The organism is Pontibacter saemangeumensis (genome assembly GCF_039541895.1).
Taxonomy (GTDB): Bacteria; Bacteroidota; Bacteroidia; order Cytophagales; family Hymenobacteraceae; genus Pontibacter; species Pontibacter saemangeumensis.
Genome location: NZ_BAABHC010000004.1, coordinates 35485 through 56481, shown reverse-complemented (window position 1 = coordinate 56481; position 20997 = coordinate 35485). Strand labels below are relative to the sequence as shown.

General features: G+C 51.2%; 16 protein-coding genes. 13 read left to right on the top strand and 3 right to left on the bottom strand.

The window, feature by feature from the left end:
• The first annotated feature begins 46 nt into the window (after positions 1 to 46).
• From ABD920_RS04850 to groL, 9 genes are all read left to right on the top strand, one after another.
• Positions 47 to 1411 carry a tetratricopeptide repeat protein gene (locus tag ABD920_RS04850; RefSeq protein ID WP_345157198.1) on the top strand — a complete coding sequence of 455 codons (1365 nt, stop codon included), beginning with the start codon at positions 47 to 49 and terminating at the stop codon, positions 1409 to 1411.
• 113 nt (positions 1412 to 1524) lie between these two features.
• Complete coding sequence (locus ABD920_RS04845; RefSeq protein ID WP_345157197.1) at positions 1525 to 2817, top strand: anthranilate synthase component I family protein; 1293 nt, start codon at positions 1525 to 1527, stop codon at positions 2815 to 2817.
• Positions 2818 to 3005: 188 nt separating this feature from the next.
• Positions 3006 to 4436: a tRNA (N6-isopentenyl adenosine(37)-C2)-methylthiotransferase MiaB gene (gene miaB, locus ABD920_RS04840; RefSeq protein WP_345157196.1), complete on the top strand. Its 1431-nt coding sequence runs from the start codon at positions 3006 to 3008 to the stop codon at positions 4434 to 4436.
• 98 nt (positions 4437 to 4534) lie between these two features.
• Complete coding sequence (locus tag ABD920_RS04835; RefSeq protein WP_345157194.1) at positions 4535 to 5821, top strand: sigma-54 interaction domain-containing protein; 1287 nt, start codon at positions 4535 to 4537, stop codon at positions 5819 to 5821.
• Positions 5805 to 6332 carry an LptE family protein gene (locus ABD920_RS04830; protein ID WP_345157192.1) on the top strand — a complete coding sequence of 176 codons (528 nt, stop codon included), beginning with the start codon at positions 5805 to 5807 and terminating at the stop codon, positions 6330 to 6332. The genes ABD920_RS04835 and ABD920_RS04830 overlap by 17 nt, the downstream gene beginning before the upstream one ends.
• Before the next feature lie 29 nt (positions 6333 to 6361).
• A complete protein-coding gene (locus ABD920_RS04825) occupies positions 6362 to 7708 on the top strand; it encodes a hypothetical protein (protein ID WP_345157190.1) in 1347 nt (448 codons plus the stop codon).
• A 1-nt stretch (position 7709) separates the two neighbouring features.
• Positions 7710 to 8096: a preprotein translocase subunit SecG gene (secG, locus tag ABD920_RS04820; RefSeq protein WP_345157188.1), complete on the top strand. Its 387-nt coding sequence runs from the start codon at positions 7710 to 7712 to the stop codon at positions 8094 to 8096.
• 259 nt (positions 8097 to 8355) lie between these two features.
• The gene (groES, locus tag ABD920_RS04815) at positions 8356 to 8646 is read left to right on the top strand and encodes a co-chaperone GroES (RefSeq protein ID WP_345157185.1); all 291 of its coding nucleotides are present in this window, start codon (positions 8356 to 8358) and stop codon (positions 8644 to 8646) included.
• 40 nt (positions 8647 to 8686) lie between these two features.
• Entirely contained in the window at positions 8687 to 10321 is a 1635-nt protein-coding gene (gene groL, locus ABD920_RS04810) for a chaperonin GroEL (protein WP_345157182.1), read from the top strand.
• Between the two features lie 111 nt (positions 10322 to 10432).
• Here groL and ABD920_RS04805 read toward each other — a convergent pair whose 3' ends face one another.
• Positions 10433 to 11059 (bottom strand): hypothetical protein, encoded by a 627-nt coding sequence (locus ABD920_RS04805; RefSeq protein WP_345157180.1) that lies wholly within the window; start codon positions 11057 to 11059, stop codon positions 10433 to 10435.
• A gap of 316 nt (positions 11060 to 11375) precedes the next feature.
• Entirely contained in the window at positions 11376 to 12950 is a 1575-nt protein-coding gene (locus tag ABD920_RS04800; protein WP_345157177.1) for a peptide MFS transporter, read from the bottom strand.
• 256 nt (positions 12951 to 13206) lie between these two features.
• Here ABD920_RS04800 and pckA point away from each other — a divergent pair, with 256 nt between their 5' ends.
• From pckA to ABD920_RS04785, 3 genes are all read left to right on the top strand, one after another.
• Positions 13207 to 14820, top strand: coding sequence for a phosphoenolpyruvate carboxykinase (ATP) (gene pckA, locus ABD920_RS04795; RefSeq protein ID WP_345157174.1), 1614 nt, complete (start codon positions 13207 to 13209; stop codon positions 14818 to 14820).
• A gap of 263 nt (positions 14821 to 15083) precedes the next feature.
• A complete protein-coding gene (locus ABD920_RS04790; RefSeq protein ID WP_345157172.1) occupies positions 15084 to 15800 on the top strand; it encodes a 16S rRNA (uracil(1498)-N(3))-methyltransferase in 717 nt (238 codons plus the stop codon).
• 31 nt (positions 15801 to 15831) lie between these two features.
• Positions 15832 to 16500 carry a DUF4159 domain-containing protein gene (locus ABD920_RS04785; RefSeq protein ID WP_345157171.1) on the top strand — a complete coding sequence of 223 codons (669 nt, stop codon included), beginning with the start codon at positions 15832 to 15834 and terminating at the stop codon, positions 16498 to 16500.
• A 156-nt stretch (positions 16501 to 16656) separates the two neighbouring features.
• Here the strand turns inward: ABD920_RS04785 and ABD920_RS04780 are convergent, their stop codons facing one another.
• Positions 16657 to 17178, bottom strand: a complete 522-nt coding sequence (locus tag ABD920_RS04780) for a hypothetical protein (protein WP_345157170.1) — start codon at positions 17176 to 17178, stop codon at positions 16657 to 16659.
• Between the two features lie 270 nt (positions 17179 to 17448).
• On the opposite strand from ABD920_RS04780, the gene smc reads away from it, so the two are divergent.
• Positions 17449 to 20985: a chromosome segregation protein SMC gene (gene smc / locus ABD920_RS04775; RefSeq protein ID WP_345157169.1), complete on the top strand. Its 3537-nt coding sequence runs from the start codon at positions 17449 to 17451 to the stop codon at positions 20983 to 20985.
• Positions 20986 to 20997 lie beyond the last annotated feature (12 nt).

The following is a 20997-nucleotide window of genomic DNA, read 5'->3' as shown; positions in this document are numbered from 1 at the left end:
TTCTAGCCCTTTTACCCCATCGCTTGCAAATGCCTACGGGGAGCTCTTGAAATTAAGAGTCAATAGCAGCCGCACGATCCTGCGCACGGCTGTCCCAGAGAAAGAGGCCGACAAAGCAGCCCTTCTCCTGGTTGCTAATTACAATGATTTCCTGGAGCTTTGCGTGGAACAGGACCAGAACCGTTACGATCAGCTTGTGGAAGCACAGGAAAAGCGGCTGGAGAAAATTACCCAGATGACCGATCGCAGCCCCTGGGCTGGCTATGCCGCAGCTGAAGTAAGGATGCAGCTGGCGATGAGCAAGCTGTTATTCGGCAACCGTTTATCCGCCGCGTGGGATTTCCGGAAAGCTTACCTGCAGTACGCCCGAAATGCATCGCGGTGGCCTGGCTTCCAGCCCAATAAAAAGAACCTGGGTGTGATGCAGGTCATGATCGGATCGGTGCCCGACCAATACCAGTGGTTCCTGCAGATCATCGGGCTGATAGGAAGCGTGCGGGAAGGCATGGCCAATCTGAAGACGGCGGCAATGCAGCCAAACCCTTTCCAGGAGGAGGCAAAGCTGCTGCATGCCATTATGCTGCATACTATCAGGCCCGAAAACGCGCCCCATGCCATTTCCCAGGTAACGGACCTCTTAAAAACGCAGCCAGATAACCTGCTTTTCCGGTTTGCGGCCATGCACCTGCTCAAGAAGACTAACCAAGGCGAGGCCGCGTTAAAGCTATATGAGGAAAGGCCATATTCGAAGCTTTACCTCTCTTTTCCGTTTCTACACCACATGGCGGCCGACCTCTACCTCTACCGGGGCGACTATGCCAGATCTGTCTCGGAAAACAAACTGTTTCTGCTGCAGCACAAGGGGCAGCACTATGTAAAGTCTGCCCACTATAAATTATATATCGCTCACCTGTTGGGCAATCATCTGCCGCAGGCGAAGTGGCACTTTAATCAGATACTGCAATTGGGCATAGCAGAGACAGAGGAAGACAAGTACGCAGTAAGTTACGCGGAGAGCAACGAACAGCCGGTACCGCCTTTGATGAAGGCGCGCCTGCACGCGGATGGCGGGTACTACCGGGAAGCGCTCACGGACCTGGCCAACATGCAGATCTCTGCAACTACGCCCCTCCCTGTCCGGGTGGAACACCTGTACCGAAAAGCACGCGTTTACCATGGCCTGCACGATTTGCAGGAGGCAGCGGCATTTTACAAACTAACAATCGCCACAGCAGCAGATGCTCCGCTTTATTATGCGCCTAATGCTGCCTTACAGCTTGGCTATATATACCAGCAGGCCAATCAGCCGGAAAAAGCAAAAGCCTGTTTCCGGAAGGCACTTGCTTACAAAGGCCACGCGTACAAGAACAGCATCGATGCAAAAGCCAAACTCGCGCTCGCTTCCTTTTAAACATGGGTTCATGAGCTTAAGGTAGACTATATAATCCTTCGCTTCGAAGAGACAATGCCTCTTGCCGTCAAGCATCCTAAATGTTACCAGAGTTGACTTCACCAGCCGTATATATGTTTTCTGCCAGTATAAAGGCTTCTGGCCTTTCTGTCCCGCTCGAGGAGTTCCGGTTAAAAGCGCTGGCTTGGGCGGATCGGCACCCGCACGTAGCCTACTATAACCCGAACAACATCCCATACCCGCACCAGGGGTTTGAGCATCTCCTGGCCGTATCGTCAGGGCCGGCGTTACCCTTGAATATGGAGGAGGCATTTTTGAGTCTACGGGGGCAGTTGCAGCGGGAGCACCCGCTGCTTTGCGGCTTCCTGGCCTACGATCTGAAGAACCAGGTCGAGCGACTGCAGAGCCAAAACCCAGACTCCGTCGGCTTTCCGTTAATTCACTTTTTTGCCCCTTCCTTTTGCATTTACTTTCAGGAAGACGCTGTTACTGTTTATTCCTCCCAAGCAAATGTTCACGAAAGTATTTCCGCCATTTGCAGCACCCCTACGCCCCAGCCGTCGAGCCTTCAAAAGGTTCAGGTGAAACAACGGGTAGAGAAAGCGGCCTATATAGCAAACGTGGAGCGCATCCGGCAGCATATACTGGAGGGCGATGTGTATGAGTTGAATTACTGTATAGAGTTTTATGTGGAGGATGTATTGCTGCAGCCTTTGCCGCTGTACCTGGCTTTAACCGAGGCTTCCCCCACTCCGTTCTCAGGCTACCTGAAGTGCGAAGACAGGTACCTCTTATGTGCCTCACCGGAGCGATTTTTGAGAAAAGAGGGAAATCACCTGATTTCCCAACCCATCAAGGGCACCACTCGCCGCGGCGAAACCCCGGAGGAGGACGCCCGCTTGCGGCACCAACTGCGGCACAACGAGAAAGAGCTTGCCGAGAACATGATGATCGTGGACCTGGTGCGGAACGACCTGAGCCGCTCCTGCGCCACCGGAACCGTGCGGGTAGAGGAAATGTTCGGCATATATGGCTTCAGGCAGGTATCGCAGATGATCTCAACGGTGGTGGGCGAGCTGCAGCCGGGCAAGGACCTTGTGGACGCCCTGACCGGGGCCTTCCCGATGGGCAGCATGACCGGCGCACCCAAGATCAGCGCCATGCAGCTGATTGAGGAGCTGGAAGTGACCAGGCGCGGGTTATATGCTGGTTCCCTTGGCTATATAACACCAGACAACAACTGCGACTTTAACGTGGTGATCCGAAGCATCCAGTACAATGCCAGCACCCGCTACCTCTCCTATATGGTCGGCAGTGCCATCACTTATGACTCCGACCCGGAGCAGGAGTATGCAGAGTGCCTCCTGAAGGCGCAGGCAATCCTGCAAGTGCTAGGGCAAGGCTGACCTTTGCGCCTTGAATGAGATATTACGAATTAAAAATCACGAATTAAGGCCAGAAGCAGCATAAACCCTGCTTTATGCACAACCCCATTCATGATTCTGATACATGATGCGTAATTAAAAATGCGCCTGTCATTCTGTCACGTTTTTAGAGGAGATTCTTGTATATTTGCAGCAGAAACAGATTTCGTATGGATCCGATAGTAGATATAGATTTTATTGACAACCGCACCCCTGCGCAGGCCGCCGCCTGCGATACGCATGTAACGCAGGAGTCAAACACAGGGAAATCACGCAAACTATATATAGAGAGCTATGGTTGCGCCATGAACTTCTCTGACAGCGAGATTGTGTCCTCCATCATGTTTGAACAGGGCTTTGACACAACTTCCGACATTGCCGTGGCTGATCTTGTGTTCCTGAACACCTGCTCCATCCGGGAGAAAGCGGAACAGACGGTTCGCAACCGCCTGGGCCAGATCAACCACTACAAGAAAAAGAACCCGGGGCTGATGGTGGGCGTGCTGGGCTGCATGGCCGAGCGCCTTAAAAAATCATTGCTGGAGGAGGAGAAGATCGTGGACCTGGTGGTGGGGCCGGATGCTTACCGGGACCTCCCGAACCTGATCAGCGAAGTGGACGGCGGCCAGAAAGCCGTGAACGTGCTGCTTTCCCGTGAGGAGACCTATGCCGACATCAACCCCATACGCCTGAACAGCAACGGCGTGAGCGCCTTTATTTCCATCATGCGCGGCTGCGACAACATGTGCTCTTTCTGCGTGGTGCCCTTTACCCGCGGCCGTGAGCGCAGCCGTGAGCCGTATTCAATCGTGCGGGAGGCGCAGGCGCTGGTAGCGCAGGGCTTTAAAGAAGTAACGCTGCTGGGCCAGAACGTGGACTCCTACAAATGGGCGGCTGAAGACGGCACAGAAACGGTGAATTTCGCGCAACTGCTGGAGAAAGTGGCCTTGCTGAGCCCTGAGTTGCGTGTGCGTTTCTCCACTTCCCACCCCAAAGACATCACAGATGAAGTGCTGTACACCATTAAGAAGTACGACAACATCTGCAAATACATCCATTTACCGGCACAGAGCGGGAACTCCCGCGTGCTCGAGCTAATGAACCGCACCTATGACCGCGCCTGGTATATGAATCGCGTGGACGCCATCCGAAGGATTCTGGGGGATGATTGCGGGATATCTTCTGATATGATTGCCGGCTTCTGCACAGAGACGGAGGAAGAACACCAGGACACGCTCAGCCTGATGGAGTACGTGCAGTATGATTACTCTTATATGTTCTTCTATTCTGAGCGGCCGGGCACACTGGCTGCCCGAAAGCTGGAGGACGACATTCCGCTGGAGGTGAAGAAGCGCCGCCTTGATGAGATCATCAACAAGCAGCGGGAAACATCGCTGGCCCGCAACAAGCGCGACATTGGCCGGGTGCACAAGGTGTTGGTTGAAGGGAAATCCAAAAAATCGAAAGAGCAGCTGAGCGGCCGCAACGACCAGAACAAGGTGGTGATATTTGACAAGAAGCACTACCAAAAAGGCGACTATGTGAATGTGTTCGTGCATGACTGCAGCGTTGGCACCCTATTCGGAGAGGCGGTAGATTAAAATAGCAGGAATAAATGGATTGTACGCATTCACTGCGTTCCTCTCCTCCCTACTATCACTTCCAATTTTCAGATCTTCCTATCTCCAAACCTTAAAAAATGCGCACTATCGATATACAGAGTATAAAACAGCGCTTCGGGATTATCGGCAACTCGCCGCTGCTGAACCATGCCATCCAGGTGGCGGTGCAGGTGGCACCCACCGACATGACCGTGCTGATTACGGGCGAGAGCGGGAGCGGTAAAGAGTCCTTCTCAAAAATCATACACCAACTGAGCCCGCGAAAGCACGGCCAGTTCATCGCCATCAACTGCGGCGCCATCCCGGAAGGCACGATAGACTCTGAGCTTTTCGGCCACGAAAAAGGCTCGTTCACCGGTGCCCAGGAAGCCCGCAAAGGCTATTTTGAGGTAACGGACGGCGGTACCATCTTCCTGGACGAGATCGGGGAAATGCCCCTTGGTACGCAGGCCCGGCTCCTGCGCGTGCTGGAGAATGGCGAGTTCATCAAAGTAGGCTCCTCTAAGGTGCAGAAGACGGATGTGCGCGTCGTGGCCGCCACCAACGTAAACCTGATCAACGCTGTTGAGAAAGGCAGGTTCCGCGAAGACCTGTACTACCGCCTGAACACGGTGCCTATCACGGTTCCATCTTTACGCGAAAGAGGAGAAGATATTTACCTGCTCTTCAGGAAGTTCGCTGCGGATTTTTCTGAGAAATACAAAGTAAAACCCATCACGCTGACACCTGATGCGGTGCAGGAACTCATTGGCTTCCGCTTCCCCGGTAACATCCGCCAGCTGAAGAACATGGTGGAGCAGATATCGGTGCTGGAGTACGACCGCGAGGTAGACGGGCATAAACTGCGCCAGTACCTGCCCAAGGAACAGATGAATAACCTGCCGGCCGTGCTGGCGAAAGAGCACGGCGGCGATCACAACTTCTCGGAGCGCGACCTGCTTTACAAAGTCCTTTTCGACATGCGCCGCGATGTGTCGGAGCTGAAGAAACTGGTATATGATATGATCACGCACCAGCCGAACGACCAGGAACTGCTGAAAGAGCACAGCCACCTGTTCGATAACATCGAACAGCAGCAGTACAGCGGCAACGGCCGCACGTACCAACCCCAGGAACCGAAACACAAGGAACCATATTACTTACCCGTTAAACAAGCGCAGGTGCAGGATTACGAGGACCAGAAGGTGGAGGATATCCAGCACGAATACGAAGAAGAAAGTCTGTCACTGGAGGACAAGGAGAAAGAACTCATCCTGAAGGCGCTGAAAAAACACAACAACAAGCGGAAGTATGCCGCACAGGACCTCGGCATATCAGAACGCACCCTTTACCGCAAACTGAAACAGTATGACATCGAAGATTAAGCTGCAAACCTTAACCTATATAGGCATGCTGCTGCTGGCTGTATGCAGCGGTTGCGGCCTGTATTCCTTCACCGGAACCACCATTTCCCCGGATATCAAGAGCATATCCATCCAGAATTTTGAGAACAGCTCCGGGGAAGGGCCGGCTAACCTCACGCAGATCGTGACCAACAATTTCACGGACTATTACCGCCGGAACACAAACTTAACGGTGATGCAGAGCCAGGGGGATTTGCAATTGGAAGGACAGATTGTTAGCTTTAACTACACCCCTGCCGCCATTCAGCGTGAGGGCCAGCAGGACATTGCGGGCCTGAACCGCCTGACACTGACGGTGCAGGTGCGCTTTACGAACACGAAGCAGCCAGAGAAGGACTTTGACAGGGCTTTTACCATTTCGCAGGACTTTCCGCAGGACCTGGATATCACACAGCTATCCAACGTGCAGATAGAGCAGATGACGGAGCGGCTGGTGACGGACGTGTTTAACAAGACGGTGGCAGACTGGTAACATTTAGCAGGCATAAGTAGCACAGCAGCATGAATAAATCAGCGTTTCTCGAACTTATACAACAGGCATCAACCATTTCGGACCAGCAAACAGAAGAGCTGGAGAAAGTGGCCGCTACCTTCCCGTATTGCCAGACAGCCCATCTCCTGCTGGCTAAATCGGCCCACGACAAAGGCAGCATGCTTTCTACGCAGCGCCTGCGCCGGGCCTCGGCCTACGCCACCAACCGGCAGGTGCTGAAACGCATGATCTACACCTCACCTGCCCCGGTGCCGGCGTTTGAGGAGCCTTCTGCTGAGCCGGAAGTAGCCATTGCCCCGGAAGCCGCCACTCTTTCCACGCCCCCTCTTCCGGCTACATATCAGGAAGAACCAGATGAAAGTAATGTACCAGAAGATTTCTCAGGTGAGGCAGAGGCAACGGAAGAATGGCCTGAAGCAATAACAGGCGCGGCACCTGAAGCATATCACCTGAATGAACAGCCAGTTTCACCTGCACAGGATGAAGCGGAATCAGAAGACCGTTATATATATAAAGCTGCCCGTAACCCGGCTGCTGAAGACATGGCGGCACCCATACACGATCCGGAAGAAGGCACGCACTACGAACTGGCACACCTGTTAACGATCAATAGCCTCAGCCATTCCTTTACGGACCTGCTGGCCCGGAAAGAAGAGCCGAAAGCAGAGGACAAGAATGGTAAGCAGGACACGCAGTCGTTCTCAGTAGGCCAGGATGATGAGGATGGTGAAGCACCAGCGAAAATGGCTGAACCGGAAAGCAGCCTGACACCTGATGACTCCCCTGTTGCGGAGGGCGACTTTTCCGCTGAGGAGGAGACAGATGACTTAGCCACCCCCTCCCGCGTTGTATCGCCGGAAGCGGCTGAGATCATATATACCCCCAGCGAGATTGACCAAATGTATGCCGCTGATGCGCTGGGTTATTGGATGGCCTCCAGCCGGATGGGTGAGTCCCTACAGTTGAAGGATGAGGTAACAAGGCAACAGCCGGTTTCCTTTCATCCCGAGTTGATTTTAGAATACACCAAGACCCACGTGCTGAAGGAGAATCCGCATGAGCAGCAGGCGGACTCCCTGCACCACCAGTACAGCATCATCGACCAGTTCCTGAAGCTGAACCCGCGGCTTAAGACAATGCAAACCCTGAAAATGAAGCAGGAGCCGCAGGAGGACCTCTCGCTTCGGAATTCCAAAATCAAGAAGGGAATCGCCTCTGAGAGCCTTGCCAACATCTTCCTGAACCAGGGAAAGGTGAAGAAAGCCATCAAAATATATGAACAGCTCCTTTTGAAATATCCGGAAAAAAAGAGTTACTTTGCCGAACAGATAGAAAAATTACAAAACTTAAGCTAAGATGTATATCGCCCTTATCAGTATCATTATCTTTGTTTGCGTACTGCTGATTTTAGTAGTACTTGCCCAGAACCCGAAGGGAGGCGGCCTCTCCAGCCAGTTTGGCGGCAGCACCAGCCAGTTGATGGGCGTAAAGCGCACCGGCGACCTGCTTGAGAAACTTACCTGGGGATTTGCCATTGGCCTGGTTATCCTGACACTTGGCACTCATATGCTGGGGGATACCGCCGGAGAAAATTCGGTTGGCCGTAGCGTGAACGAAGAGCGGGCGCGCCAGTCACAGCTTCCTGCTGCCCCCGGCACGCTGCCTGGTGTAACAAATGATACCACAGCCGCCATTCCGGACGCAGCTGCCATCCCTGAAATGATTGACACGGCCGCCGAATAAGGCCGTTCTCTTTATATCATATATCATGAAAGCCGGTCTTATGATCGGCTTTTTTGTTGGGAATCCCAGCAACGCCTGTGTCAGCATTTATCCGGAAAGTTCCCGCATGTGTCAGTTTATGTCAAACCTGACAGGTGCAGGCCCGTTTATAACTGTAAATTTGACGTAATGTGGCAGTTTCCCAGTCTTGGCACAGGAAATGATAGAGTAGCCATGTTATTACATCATTATAAACAATAAAACATAATAACAAGAAACTATGTCAATCAGCATCAAACCATTAGCAGACAGAGTAATTGTAGCTCCTGCTGCAGCAGAAGAAAAGACAAAATCTGGTATCATTATTCCTGACACTGCTAAAGAGAAGCCACAGCGTGGAGAAGTAATAGCCGTTGGCGAAGGCAAGACCTCTGAGCAGGGATCCCTCATCAAGCCACAGGTACAGGTGGGCGACCAAGTGTTGTATGGCAAATATGCAGGCACTGAGATCTCCGTGGACGGTAGCGACTACCTAATCATGCGCGAGTCTGACATCCTGGCAATTCTTTAATTCAAGATCTTTAAAACATCATCCAAAAGTATATTAAACTATGGCTAAGAACATCACATTTGATACTGAAGCCCGCACTAAGATAAAGGCCGGCGTAGACAAATTAGCGAATGCAGTGAAAGTTACATTGGGTCCTAAAGGCCGTAATGTGATCATTGATAAAAAATTCGGTGCCCCTACCATCACAAAAGACGGTGTTTCAGTTGCGAAGGAAATCGAGCTGAAAGACCCTATCGAAAACATGGGTGCCCAGTTGTTGAAAGAAATTGCTTCTAAAACCGCTGACCAGGCTGGTGACGGTACGACGACTGCCACCGTGCTTGCGCAGGCTATTTACACCGCTGGTATTAAAAACGTAGCAGCCGGTGCCAACCCAATGGACCTGAAGCGCGGTATTGACAAGGCAGTGCATGCCGTGGTTGAAAACCTTCGCTCACAGTCAAAGAAAATCGAGAACTCTTCAGAAATCTCCCAGGTAGGTACTATCTCTGCCAACAACGACGCTGAAATCGGTAAAATGATTGCCGATGCCATGGATAAAGTTGGTAAGGACGGTGTGATTACGGTGGAAGAGGCGAAAGGCACTGAAACTGAAGTGAAAACAGTGGAAGGTATGCAGTTCGACCGCGGTTACCTTTCTCCGTACTTCGTGACGAACGCGGAGAAGATGGAAGCCGAGTTTGACAACCCTTATATCCTGATCTACGACAAGAAAGTTTCTACCATGAAAGAACTGCTTCCTGTATTGGAGCAGGTAGTTCAGACTGGTAAAGGCCTTGTGATTGTTTCTGAGGATGTAGACGGCGAGGCGCTTGCTACTTTAGTAGTGAACAAGCTACGTGGCTCCCTTAAAATTGCCGCTGTGAAAGCCCCTGGCTTTGGCGACAGAAGAAAAGCGATGCTGGAAGATATTGCCATCCTGACAGGTGGTACGGTGATTTCTGAAGAGCGTGGCTATAAGCTTGAGAACGCGACCCTGGAGTACCTTGGCCAGGCTGAGAAAGTGATCATCGACAAAGACAACACAACGCTGGTAAACGGCGCCGGTCAGAAAGATGACATCGTGGCACGCGTGAACCAGATCAAGTCTCAGATGGATACAACCACCTCTGACTATGACAGAGAAAAACTGCAGGAGCGTCTTGCAAAGCTTTCAGGTGGTGTGGCTATCCTTTACATCGGTGCTTCCACTGAAGTAGAGATGAAAGAGAAAAAGGACCGTGTGGATGATGCTCTGCACGCAACCCGTGCTGCCGTTGAAGAAGGTATCGTAGCGGGTGGTGGCGTTGCCCTGATCCGTGCGATTGATGCCCTGAACAACATCGATGTATACAACGCGGATGAGCAGACAGGTGTGCAGATTATCAAGACTGCCCTGGAGTCTCCGCTCAGAACGATCGTTTATAACGCCGGTGGCGAGGGTTCTGTTGTAGTACAGGCCGTACGTGAAGGCAAAACTGATTATGGCTATAACGCGCGCGACGACCGTTACGAGAACATGTTCGCAGCCGGTATCATTGACCCGACGAAGGTGACACGCCTTGCACTTGAGAACGCCGCTTCGATCGCTGGTCTGCTGTTAACCACCGAGTGTGTGGTTTCAGAAGATGCGGAAGAAGAGAAAGGCGCCCCATCTATGCCAGGTGGCATGGGCGGCATGGGCGGCATGATGTAATATCAGGCACTTCCTATTAATTTAAAACCCTGAGTCAGCAATGGCTCAGGGTTTTTATTGATATATAAATACAGGCCTTCTGCAGCGTATGTGATGAAAACCAGTGACTCTCTATGGCAGTTCCTGAATCGCTATCGTTATCGGATGCGGCGCGGCCTCGTCGCCCCCAAAGTACGGGTACAATTGGTAGCCCTCTCCCATACCATTGCACCCCCTTGGCAGCAACACAGTCTGGCCCCCGGCTGTAAAGACGTATTGCCCCTCCTCCAGTTTAATTCCACAAACCGTGGCCTCACCCAAAACCACATCTGTAACATAGGCGGACTTTCGCACTTTATTCTGATAGACATAGGCATGCAGCTCCAATTTTCCTTCATACCAGCGCCACCCAAAGCGGGCGCTGTTTGTGTGGTGGTCGCTGCTGCAATCCGACAGACCATATAGCTTATTGATATCGCCTTGGTTTGCAGGATCGAGGGTACTATAGATCGCGGTGCTGTCAAAGGTAGCGGCGAAACGCAAGGTGTTTGTCTGCACCCGCATGAACGGATTGCTGTCGGCATAATGGGCGCCTTCACGGATACTATATATAGTGATTGCTTTGGCTGGTCCGTTAACAATATCAGGTGCCTGCACTTCCTCGTCAGGTGACTGGACAGGCAAAACATCAGGCAGGAGCTGACAGGACTGCAGGGCGCAACCGATCACGAACGCTGCCACCTGGCAACGTTTAATCATAAAAAAACACATTGGCTAAAAGTGTAAGATTTTAAATAAAGTATTTTACTGATATGCTCTATACATAGCCTGTAAAAGCAAAATAATGGCTTTAGAGGCAGCGTCGCAATATCAGTAATAGAATTTTACAAACAAAACGCGTCCAGCATATACCCTTTCGATTGTTATTATTGTGCTATATATACCTTTGTCGTTTATATAGTGTTATAAACTGCCATAACCTATGGCAAAAAAGAAAGAGCCGGATATTCTGAGATAAAAAAAGCCCCTGGAGCTTTCGCAACAGGGGCTTACTTCTTGAAAGAAACTGATTATCTTAATGGATACCGTGCATCCATTTGCGCATCAGCGGAGTCAGTAGCAAAGCCAGTACAGCGAACCCAAAGGCTACGTAGCCGATCTGCTCAAACACACTGGTATACACCAACAGCGACTGCATGCCTGAAACTTCTTCGTCACCGCTGCCACTCACGGAAGTAAGTTTGGCGATGATACCAGCAATATGGTGTGCGAACGAAGAGGACAGGAACCAGATGCCCATGATAAAAGATACGATCTTCTTCGGTGAAAGCTCCGTCACTTTCGATAAGCCTACAGGGGATATAAACAACTCTCCTGTCGTAATAAACAGATAGCCCAGAATCAGGAACCAGATGGAGACTTTGCCGTCAGCATCCGCAAAATTGGCGCTCCAGGCAAAAATCATAAAGCCCAATCCCAATTGGGCAATACCCAGGGCAAACTTCACGGGCGTGTAGGGGTTCATGTGCATCCTTGAAAAGAAAAGCCACATGGCCGAAAACGGAAGCGCAAAGAGCACAATAAAGAAAGGGTTGATGGAGTTTGTCTGGGCAGCGTTCAGGAACGTCAGGTTCACGTTTCGTTCTGCGAAGAGAGTAAGAGACGAGCCTGCCTGCTCAAAGAAAGACCAGAACACCGTTATAAAGAATGTCAGCAAGATAACGACGATCAGACGCTGCCTTTCTACCCTGTCAACCCGCACAAGGTTTATGAACAGGATAATGGCGATTGCTGGCAGCAAAGCGTAGTACATGGCATAGTCGATCAAGTGGCCATCAAAGGTCGTAGCGCCTAATCCTGGAAGATCCAGGATTCCCTGGAATAGCAGTATCCCAAAGATCGGAAGGGTCAGGATCGTCAGGATAACTACCCAGTTGCCGCGCGACACACCCGCCACTTTCTCTTTTACCACCTCTGGGTTTGGCGGCAAGCCCTTCTCCCCGAAAATGCCCGACCGGGCACCGTTCCAGAACATGATCAGGCCAAATAACATCCCAACGCCGGCAGCGCCGAAGCCATAGTGCCAGCCATAGGTTACGCCAAGCCATCCACAGATGAGCGGTGCCAGCATAGCGCCAATGTTAATGCCCATATAGAAAATAGTAAAACCCGCATCCCGCCGCGGGTCACCCTGCTTGTAAAGTGTACCCACTAATGTGGAGATATTCGGTTTGAAGAAGCCGTTCCCCACAATAATCAGCGCAAGTGCGCCATAAAAGAAAAGCGGGTGTTGCACTGCCAGGGCAAAATGCCCGATGGCCATCAGCACCGCGCCCAGCATAATCGCTTTCCGATAGCCGAGCAATTTGTCTGCCAACATACCCCCAATCACGGGAGTGGCATATACCAGCGCACCATAGGCTGCATAGATACCGAAGGCGGTCGAATCACTGAACAAAAGGTCGTTGACCATGTACAGGACCAACAAGGCGCGCATGCCGTAGAAGCTAAAGCGCTCCCAGAGCTCCGCGAAAAACAGGTAGAACAATCCTTTCGGATGTCCAAACATTTCCGGCCCTGTCGGATCAGCACCTAGCGGGGCACTATGCTCCGTGATTTTATCGGTGACTGTGTGTTCTTTATAAGACATAGAGATTTGAGTGGTTGTTTAGATAGGTTTAGCTCACAGAAAAGGTAAATATATCAGTTTTAGCGCACTTCAACAAATACATATAGTCTTTGCCAACGGCAATTAGAATTCAGGACAAGACTTCAGAGCAGGTGAATTTTTGCAAAAATATTAATTTAAGCATCTTGAATACCCCTAATATTAAGAATTTCATAATAAAGTCGTATTATTGTCTGGTGAAAGTAACCACTCACTTAACAATAATTCATGTCATCAAATGAAACGATCTGAAGATAAACAGATTACATCAGACCTGACCGGAATAGGTATCAGAGAGGCAACGGAAATCCTTTGGAATCTGAGTCCTGCAGCGCTGGTGGAAGAGGCTATCCTGAATGGGGAGGGCGTTTTAGCCAGTAATGGCGCACTGATGTGTGACACCGGCCAGTTTACCGGACGCTCGCCAAAAGACCGTTTTATCGTGAAGGATGCCAAAACCGCAGATATCGTTTGGTGGGGTGATATAAATATCCCGTTCGACAGTGCTAAATTCGACCAGCTGCAGCAAAAGATGGCGGACTATCTGAAAGGCCGCCGGCTGTACGTGCGTGACGCCTGCGCAGGCGACCACCCGGATTACCGCCTCAACCTGCGGATTGTAAACACGCAGGCATGGCAGAACCTGTTTTGCCACAACATGTTCCTTCGCCCGAATCAGGAAGAGCTTCTGAACCATACCCCAGCCTTCACGATTCTATGTGTTCCGGAATTTAAGGCGGACCCTGCCGTGGACGGCACGCGGCAGCCAAACTTCGCCATTATTAACCTTATAAAGGGCATGATCCTGATCGGCGGCACCGGGTATGCAGGAGAGATCAAGAAAGGTATTTTCTCGGTGATGAACTATATATTACCCCAGGAGAAGAACACGCTTTCGATGCATTGTTCCGCCAACGTCGGGCAACAAGGCGACACGGCTATCTTCTTCGGACTCTCCGGCACGGGCAAAACCACGCTCTCTGCTGACCCCGATCGCGGGCTCATTGGCGATGACGAACATGGCTGGACTTCAGACAGCGTTTTCAATTTTGAGGGCGGCTGCTACGCCAAAGTTATTGACCTAGCACGCGAGAAAGAGCCCGAGATATGGGATGCCATCAGGTTCGGAGCGATCGTGGAGAACACCAGATTTGAGGCAGGCACGCGAAAAATAGACTTCACAAACAAGGAAGTGACAGAAAACACCCGCACCGCCTACCCTATCTTCCATATACCCAACGCCGTTGAACCATCACGTGCCGGCACGCCCGAAAACATCTTCTTTCTGACAGCGGACGCCTTCGGTGTTATTCCGCCAATATCACGGCTAAACAAGAGCCAGGCCATGTACCATTTTATATCCGGCTACACGGCCAAAGTGGCCGGCACCGAGATGGGTGTTACGGAGCCAGTCACAACGTTCTCGGCCTGCTTCGGCGCCGCCTTTCTGCCTTTGCACCCCACGAAATATGCGGAGATGTTCGGTTACAAAATGGAGCAGGAGCAGGTAAGCGTGTGGCTGGTGAATACCGGCTGGACAGGCGGTCCCTATGGGGTGGGTACCCGTATGAAACTGCCCTATACCCGCGCAATGATCACTGCTGCTTTGAATGGCCGGCTGGAGGAAGCAACTTACACCCGGCACCCGATCTTTGGGGTAGATATGCCTGACTCCTGCCCGGGCGTCCCCTCTGAGATACTGAACCCGCGCAACACCTGGCAAAAAAAGGAGGAATACGACGCTAAAGCCTTCCACCTTGCCTCTAAGTTCATCGATAACTTTCGTAAGTATGCAGCCTTCGCCAGCGTGGAAATACTGGCCGGCGCACCGCTTGTAGAGGAGCCTGTGTAAGGATAGATAGAAACTACTTGAAGAAACCTCCCCTCCGGCCAAAGGGAGGCTTTTTCTTTTCTGCCTTCCGCTTTAGGCGCAAATTATATACATTCGTATTAATAAGAAGAGGCTCAGGATCGGCATCCTGAAAACAATGTTTTTCTGCCTGCTATTGAGGTTTTAGGGGCGGTGGATTTTTGCCACCAGAGGAGGGGAAACTATTTTGGTAGAGCCCTGCGTTCAAGTCAACTGTTCTAAATTAGGAATTCAATTTAATAAACGTGCACCTGTTTTATACCCCCGACGTTTCGACAGATATCTATCTTTTAAATGAGGATGAGTCCAAGCATTGCACCCGCGTGCTCCGGCTGCAGCAAGGCGATACCGTTTACCTTGTGGACGGTGTTGGAGGCATGTACACGGCTATCATACAAGATGCAAACCAGAAGAAGTGCCAGCTGCAAGTAATAGATAAGCAGATCGAGTACGGTAAGTTGCCATACAGCACCCATATAGCCGTCGCCCCAACCAAAAACATGGACCGGATGGAGTGGTTTATTGAGAAGGCAGTTGAGATTGGCGTGACCGAGATTACCTTCCTGCTTTGCGAGCACTCAGAGCGGCGCAACCTAAAATTAGACCGGTTGGAGAAAATCGCGGTGAGCGCTATGAAGCAATCACAGAAAGGCTACCTGCCGCTGCTGCATGATCTGACGCCCTACCGTCGCTTTGTACAAAAAGCACATGCAGAAAGCACTTATATCGCACACTTAGAAGAAGATGCCACCAAAAGCATAAAGGATCACTACAAATTTGGGCAGCCGCATTGTGTGATGATAGGGCCGGAAGGGGATTTTTCGCCGGGTGAGATTGAGGTGGCATATGGCGCAGGCATCAAACCTGTTACGCTCGGGAAGAGCAGGCTGCGCACTGAAACAGCGGCGCTGGTAGCCTGCCACACCCTTAATGTACTGCACGACATCTTCGCTCCGTTATAAGATAACAGATGATATTCTTAAATATGCTACTATGTTAAAACGCCACCTGATTGCGCTTTTACTGTTTTTTGCTGTTCTCCCTGCTGCTATAGCGCAGAATTACAGTTTTAAGCTCGCAAAACTCAAGTACAACGGGGGCGGCGACTGGTATGCCAACAAAACGTCCTTGCCCAACCTGATCAGTTTTTGCAACCAGAACCTGGACATGAACATTGCGCCCGACGAAGCGGTGGTAGAAGTGGGCAGCCCGGAGTTGTTCAGCTACCCCTTCGTGCATATGACGGGTCATGGTAATGTAGTATTCTCGGATGCAGAAGCGCTAAACCTGCGGAATTACCTCACCAGTGGCGGTTTCCTGCACATTGATGATAATTATGGGATGGATAAATATATCCGGGAAGAGATGAAGAAAGTATTCCCAGAATATGAGTTTGTGGAGCTTCCTTTTGATCACCCTATCTACAGGCAAAAGTTTACCTTCACCAACGGACTTCCCAAAGTGCATGAGCACGACAACAAGCCGCCGCAGGGGTTTGGGATCATCCATGAAGGGAGATTGGTGTGCTTTTACTCTTATGAGACGGACTTAGGCAATGGTTGGGAAGACCAGGAGATCTACAATGACCCGGAACCAATCCGGCAGCAGGCGCTACGCATGGGCGCCAACATCGTGACGTATGCGCTGACACAGGTACTTTAAATTACAAGTGGATGTTTAACCCTTCTTCCATATATGGCTTATTCCTTCTGATTTAACAGAGATTTGCTCTTTTCGTAAATATGGAAGAAGTTATATATGATTTGGTGTAAAAGGCCTTTATTTATTTTACCTGAAGTTAATTTTTAAAACTGCTGCCTAATTGTATTTCCTGTTGAAAATCTCACTAAGAATCACAGCGTCGCGGACTGTGGTTGGGTTTCGAAGTAAGCTGGCATAGCGGCTTTTAGCGGCTTTCTCCTTTTCGAACGCATCAAATCGCTTCCCGATACGCAGCTGCTCAGAATTTCTTGCGGCCTGCATGGCTTCTGCCGGCTTCTCCCACGACAGCGCCTTTGGTGCCACATCTTCATAGCTTCTAACCAAAGGCTTCTTTTCTAAAACAGGGGAAAGTGGCGCTCGTTGCGGTTGCGTAAGCTGCTTTGTAGTTTCAACCACCTCCTGCTTTTTTGCCTCTGCCTGCTCTAACTTTGGCTGCAGTTCCCGCAGAATGTCCTCAAAGGAAGTCGCTGGTCTTGCAGGCATTTGTGGCCTTCGCTCTTGCGTAGGAGGCACTGCGTCCGCGTCATCCTTAGGCGTGTTAAAAGCTTTCCGCCATTGCATGAAGATGAAATAAGCAACGGCTGCCAATACATATAAGATAAGTTTGAAGTCTTCCATGGTTTCTCTCCCTGATCAAATATAGCGAAAATGTAGCGCAGTTCAACGCTGGACCTGCTTTATAAACCGGCGCATGATAAAGGGGGAGAATCACATATAAATTTAAAGAAGGTCAGGTAAAAAGCAGTCGATCAGCGATCAAACCGACAATTGATAAAAGCGAATGCCCTGCTACCTGTAAGGCTATACTTATTATAACCGGGTAAGCTTCGATGGTATTAAAAATCATCTTATTTTTGAGTTTAGATTAGAGCGTTTCCGCACACATGCATGCAGGTATCAAAACTAGAGATCAAGGGTTTTAAAAGCTTTGGCGACCGGGTCGTCATTAACTTCGACAATGGAATTACAGGGATTGTGGGGCCAAACGGGTGCGGCAAGTCCAACATCGTGGATGCGATTCGTTGGGTGCTGGGCGAGCAGAAAACCCGCAACCTGCGCTCCGATAAGATGGAGAACGTCATCTTCAACGGCTCCAAGACCCGTAAACCAGTACAATTGGCCGAGGTTTCCATCACCTTCGACAATAACAAGGGTATTCTGCCTACTGAGTACTCCCAGGTGACGGTAACCCGCAAATACTACCGCAACGGCGACAGCGAATATATGCTGAACGGGGTCCCCTGCCGCCTGAAGGATATCAACGAGTTATTCCTGGACACGGGCATTGGCTCTGATAGCTACGCCATCATCGAACTGAAAATGGTGGACGAGATTCTAAATGACAAGGAGAATTCCCGCCGCCTGCTGTTTGAGGAAGCGGCCGGTATCTCCAAGTTCAAAGTCAGGAAGAAGCAGACGCTGAAAAAGCTGGAGGAAACGGACGCTGATCTGGAGCGCGTGGAGGATGTGCTGCATGAGATTGGCAAGAACATGAAAACGCTGGAAAGACAAGCCAAGCAGGCCATTCGGTACTTCCAGTTGAAGGAAGACTATAAGAAGCACAGCCTGGAGTTTGCCCGCCGGAACATCGCGCAGTACCAGCACACGCTGGAGCGGCTGGAGCAGGATGTACGGCAGGAAAACAGCCTGAAAGAGCAATATGTTATCACCGTTACAGAAGCCGAGGACGCCATTGCCGACCAGAAAGAGGAGCTGAACGGGACGCAGGAGAAACTCGCGGAGATGCAGAAAACGATGCAGGTGCAAACTGCCAGGCTGCGCCAGCTGGAAAACGACATCAAGCTGAACGCTGAGCGAAGTTCGTATCTGAAGGAGCGGATGCAGCAGCTGCGCCAGCAGATCAGCCAGGACACCGCCAATGTGGAGCACACACAGGAAAGCATACTGGCGCTGCGCGATGAGCTGATGGAGGTGCAGGATCAGTTTGCCGCCGCCGAGGAGCAGGTGGGCGAGCTGAAGGAGCAGCTACAGGAAGCCAACGAGCAGAAGGCCAGCCTGCAAGGTACTTTACAGGAGCTGACACAGAAACAGAAATCAAAGCAGAATGAGGTATACCAGCTAAGCAAATCGCTGGAAATAAGCCAGGTGCAGATCCAGAACATCAACCAGGAGCTGGAGCGCCTGCACCAGCAGCAAACAAACGCGGACGAAGACGGACGTATGCTGCAGGAACAACTGCAAGAGGCACAGCAAACATTAGAGGAAACAACAACTGAACTGGTGCGCCTGCAGGCGAAGGAAGAAACGCTGCAGCAGGACATCGAAACGACCGAGGCCAACATTGAGGAGCTGAAGTCGCAGCGGGTAGAGCTCAACCGCACCCTGGATGCGAAGCAGAACCAGTACAACCTCACGAAGTCACTGGTTGAGAACATGGAAGGCTTCCCGGAAGCAATAAAGTACCTGAGCAAGTCTGAAACCTGGTCGAAGCCAGCTCCCCTCCTGTCGGACATCCTGCTATGCGAAGCAGAATATAAGCCGCTTATTGAAAGCTACCTGGAGCCTTACATGAACTTCTTTGTGGTGGACGAGCTGCAGGATGCCGTGGAGGCTATCGCCCTTCTGAAGAGCGAAAACAAAGGCCGTGCAAATTTTATCATCCTATCCGAGATAGAGGAGCTGGAGCCGACCGCCACCTATAGCGAAGGGAGCCTGAAGGCTGGCTATGAAGTAGTGTCCGCGGAGAAAAAGTACAGCAGCCTGATGAAGTATATGCTCCGCAATGTCTATATATCCGATGACAGCGAAGACGAGCTATATGACAGCGACTACAAAACCATCATCCTGAAAGACGGCAGCGCGATCCGGAAGCCATTGAGTTTGTCAGGAGGGTCCGTCGGATTGTTTGACGGCAACCGACTTGGCCGCAAGCAGAGCCTAGACCAACTAGCCGCAGAAGTGGAGGCGCTGACGAGCCAGGTGGAACTGATGCAGGGACGTATCAATACTCAAAACCAGATTCTGCAGAACTACAAGAGTGAGTCTCAGAAAGAATTGATCAAGCAACTGGAGAAGGAGGTCGCAAAAAAGCAGCAGGACCTGCTGACCGTGCGCATCAAGCACGAGCAGCACCAGCAGAACTTCCGCAGCTTCGATCAGAAGAAAGACGAGCTGCACGAGCGCCTGCTGGAGCTGCGGGAGCAAAGCCAGGAAGTATCGCCGCAGGCGGCCGCCGACCAGATAGAGCTGAAGCGCCTAGAGGAGGAAATGGCTGTTCACACGACCTCAATTGAAAGGCAGCAGGAACAGATCACCGTGATCTCTGGGCGGTATAACCAGGAGAACATCCAGTTTCACCAGCTCAAAAACCGTTTTGCCAGTCTGCAGCAGGAGATCAGCTACAAGCAGAAAACGGTGGAGACGAACATGGAGCGCATCACGGGGCTGAAGCAGGAATTGGTAAAGGCCGAGGCCGAGATCGCCTCTGCGGACGCCTTTATCGATGAGAACGAAGCGGTGGTGGAAAGCATGAGCGAAGCCCGCCGGGCATTCGGCCATGCGTTAGAGGATATAGAGAAGGCATATTTCAGCCTGCGCGGGGAACTGGATGAGAAAGAGAAGACTATCCGTGAGGTGCAGCGTAAACGTCAGAACTCAGATGAGCTCCTGATGCGCATGCAACAGGCCAAAAACGATACGCAGTTGAAGCTGGTGGCTATAAAAGAGCGCCTGGCAGCGGAGTTCAGCATATCGGATGAGGATTTCGCCTCGCCTGTACCGCAGGAGGAACTGCTGATCCCGCTCTCCACGGAAGAGCTCAGCCAGCATATAGGCACTGTAAAAAGCCAGCTCGATAAGATGGGCCCTGTAAACGCCATGGCAGCCGAGGCTTACGCAGAGATCGAGGAGCGCAATAACTTCATCACGGAGCAGCGCAACGACCTGGTGAACGCCAAGAACATGCTCATCGACACCATCAACGAAATTGACACGGTGGCGAAAGAGAAGTTTATGGATGCCTTCAACCAGATTAAGCAAAACTTTAAGCTTGTGTTCCGCAGCCTGTTCACAGAAGAAGACAATTGCGACCTCGTGATCACGGATCCGAAGAACCCGCTGGAGTCGAAGATCGAGATCATGGCCCAGCCGAAGGGAAAGCGCCCGTTAACGATCAACCAGCTTTCCGGAGGAGAGAAAACGCTGACGGCCATCTCCCTGCTGTTCTCGATCTACCTGCTGAAGCCAGCGCCCTTCTGTATTTTCGATGAAGTGGATGCACCGCTGGACGATGCCAACATTGACAAGTTTAACAACATCATACGCAAGTTCTCGCAGGACTCGCAGTTCATCGTGGTGACGCACAACAAACGCACCATGGCATCGACGGACGTCATGTATGGCATTACCATGATCGAAGCCGGCATATCCCGTGTCATCCCCGTCGACCTGCGCCAGATAGCTTAGAAGAGTTAATAG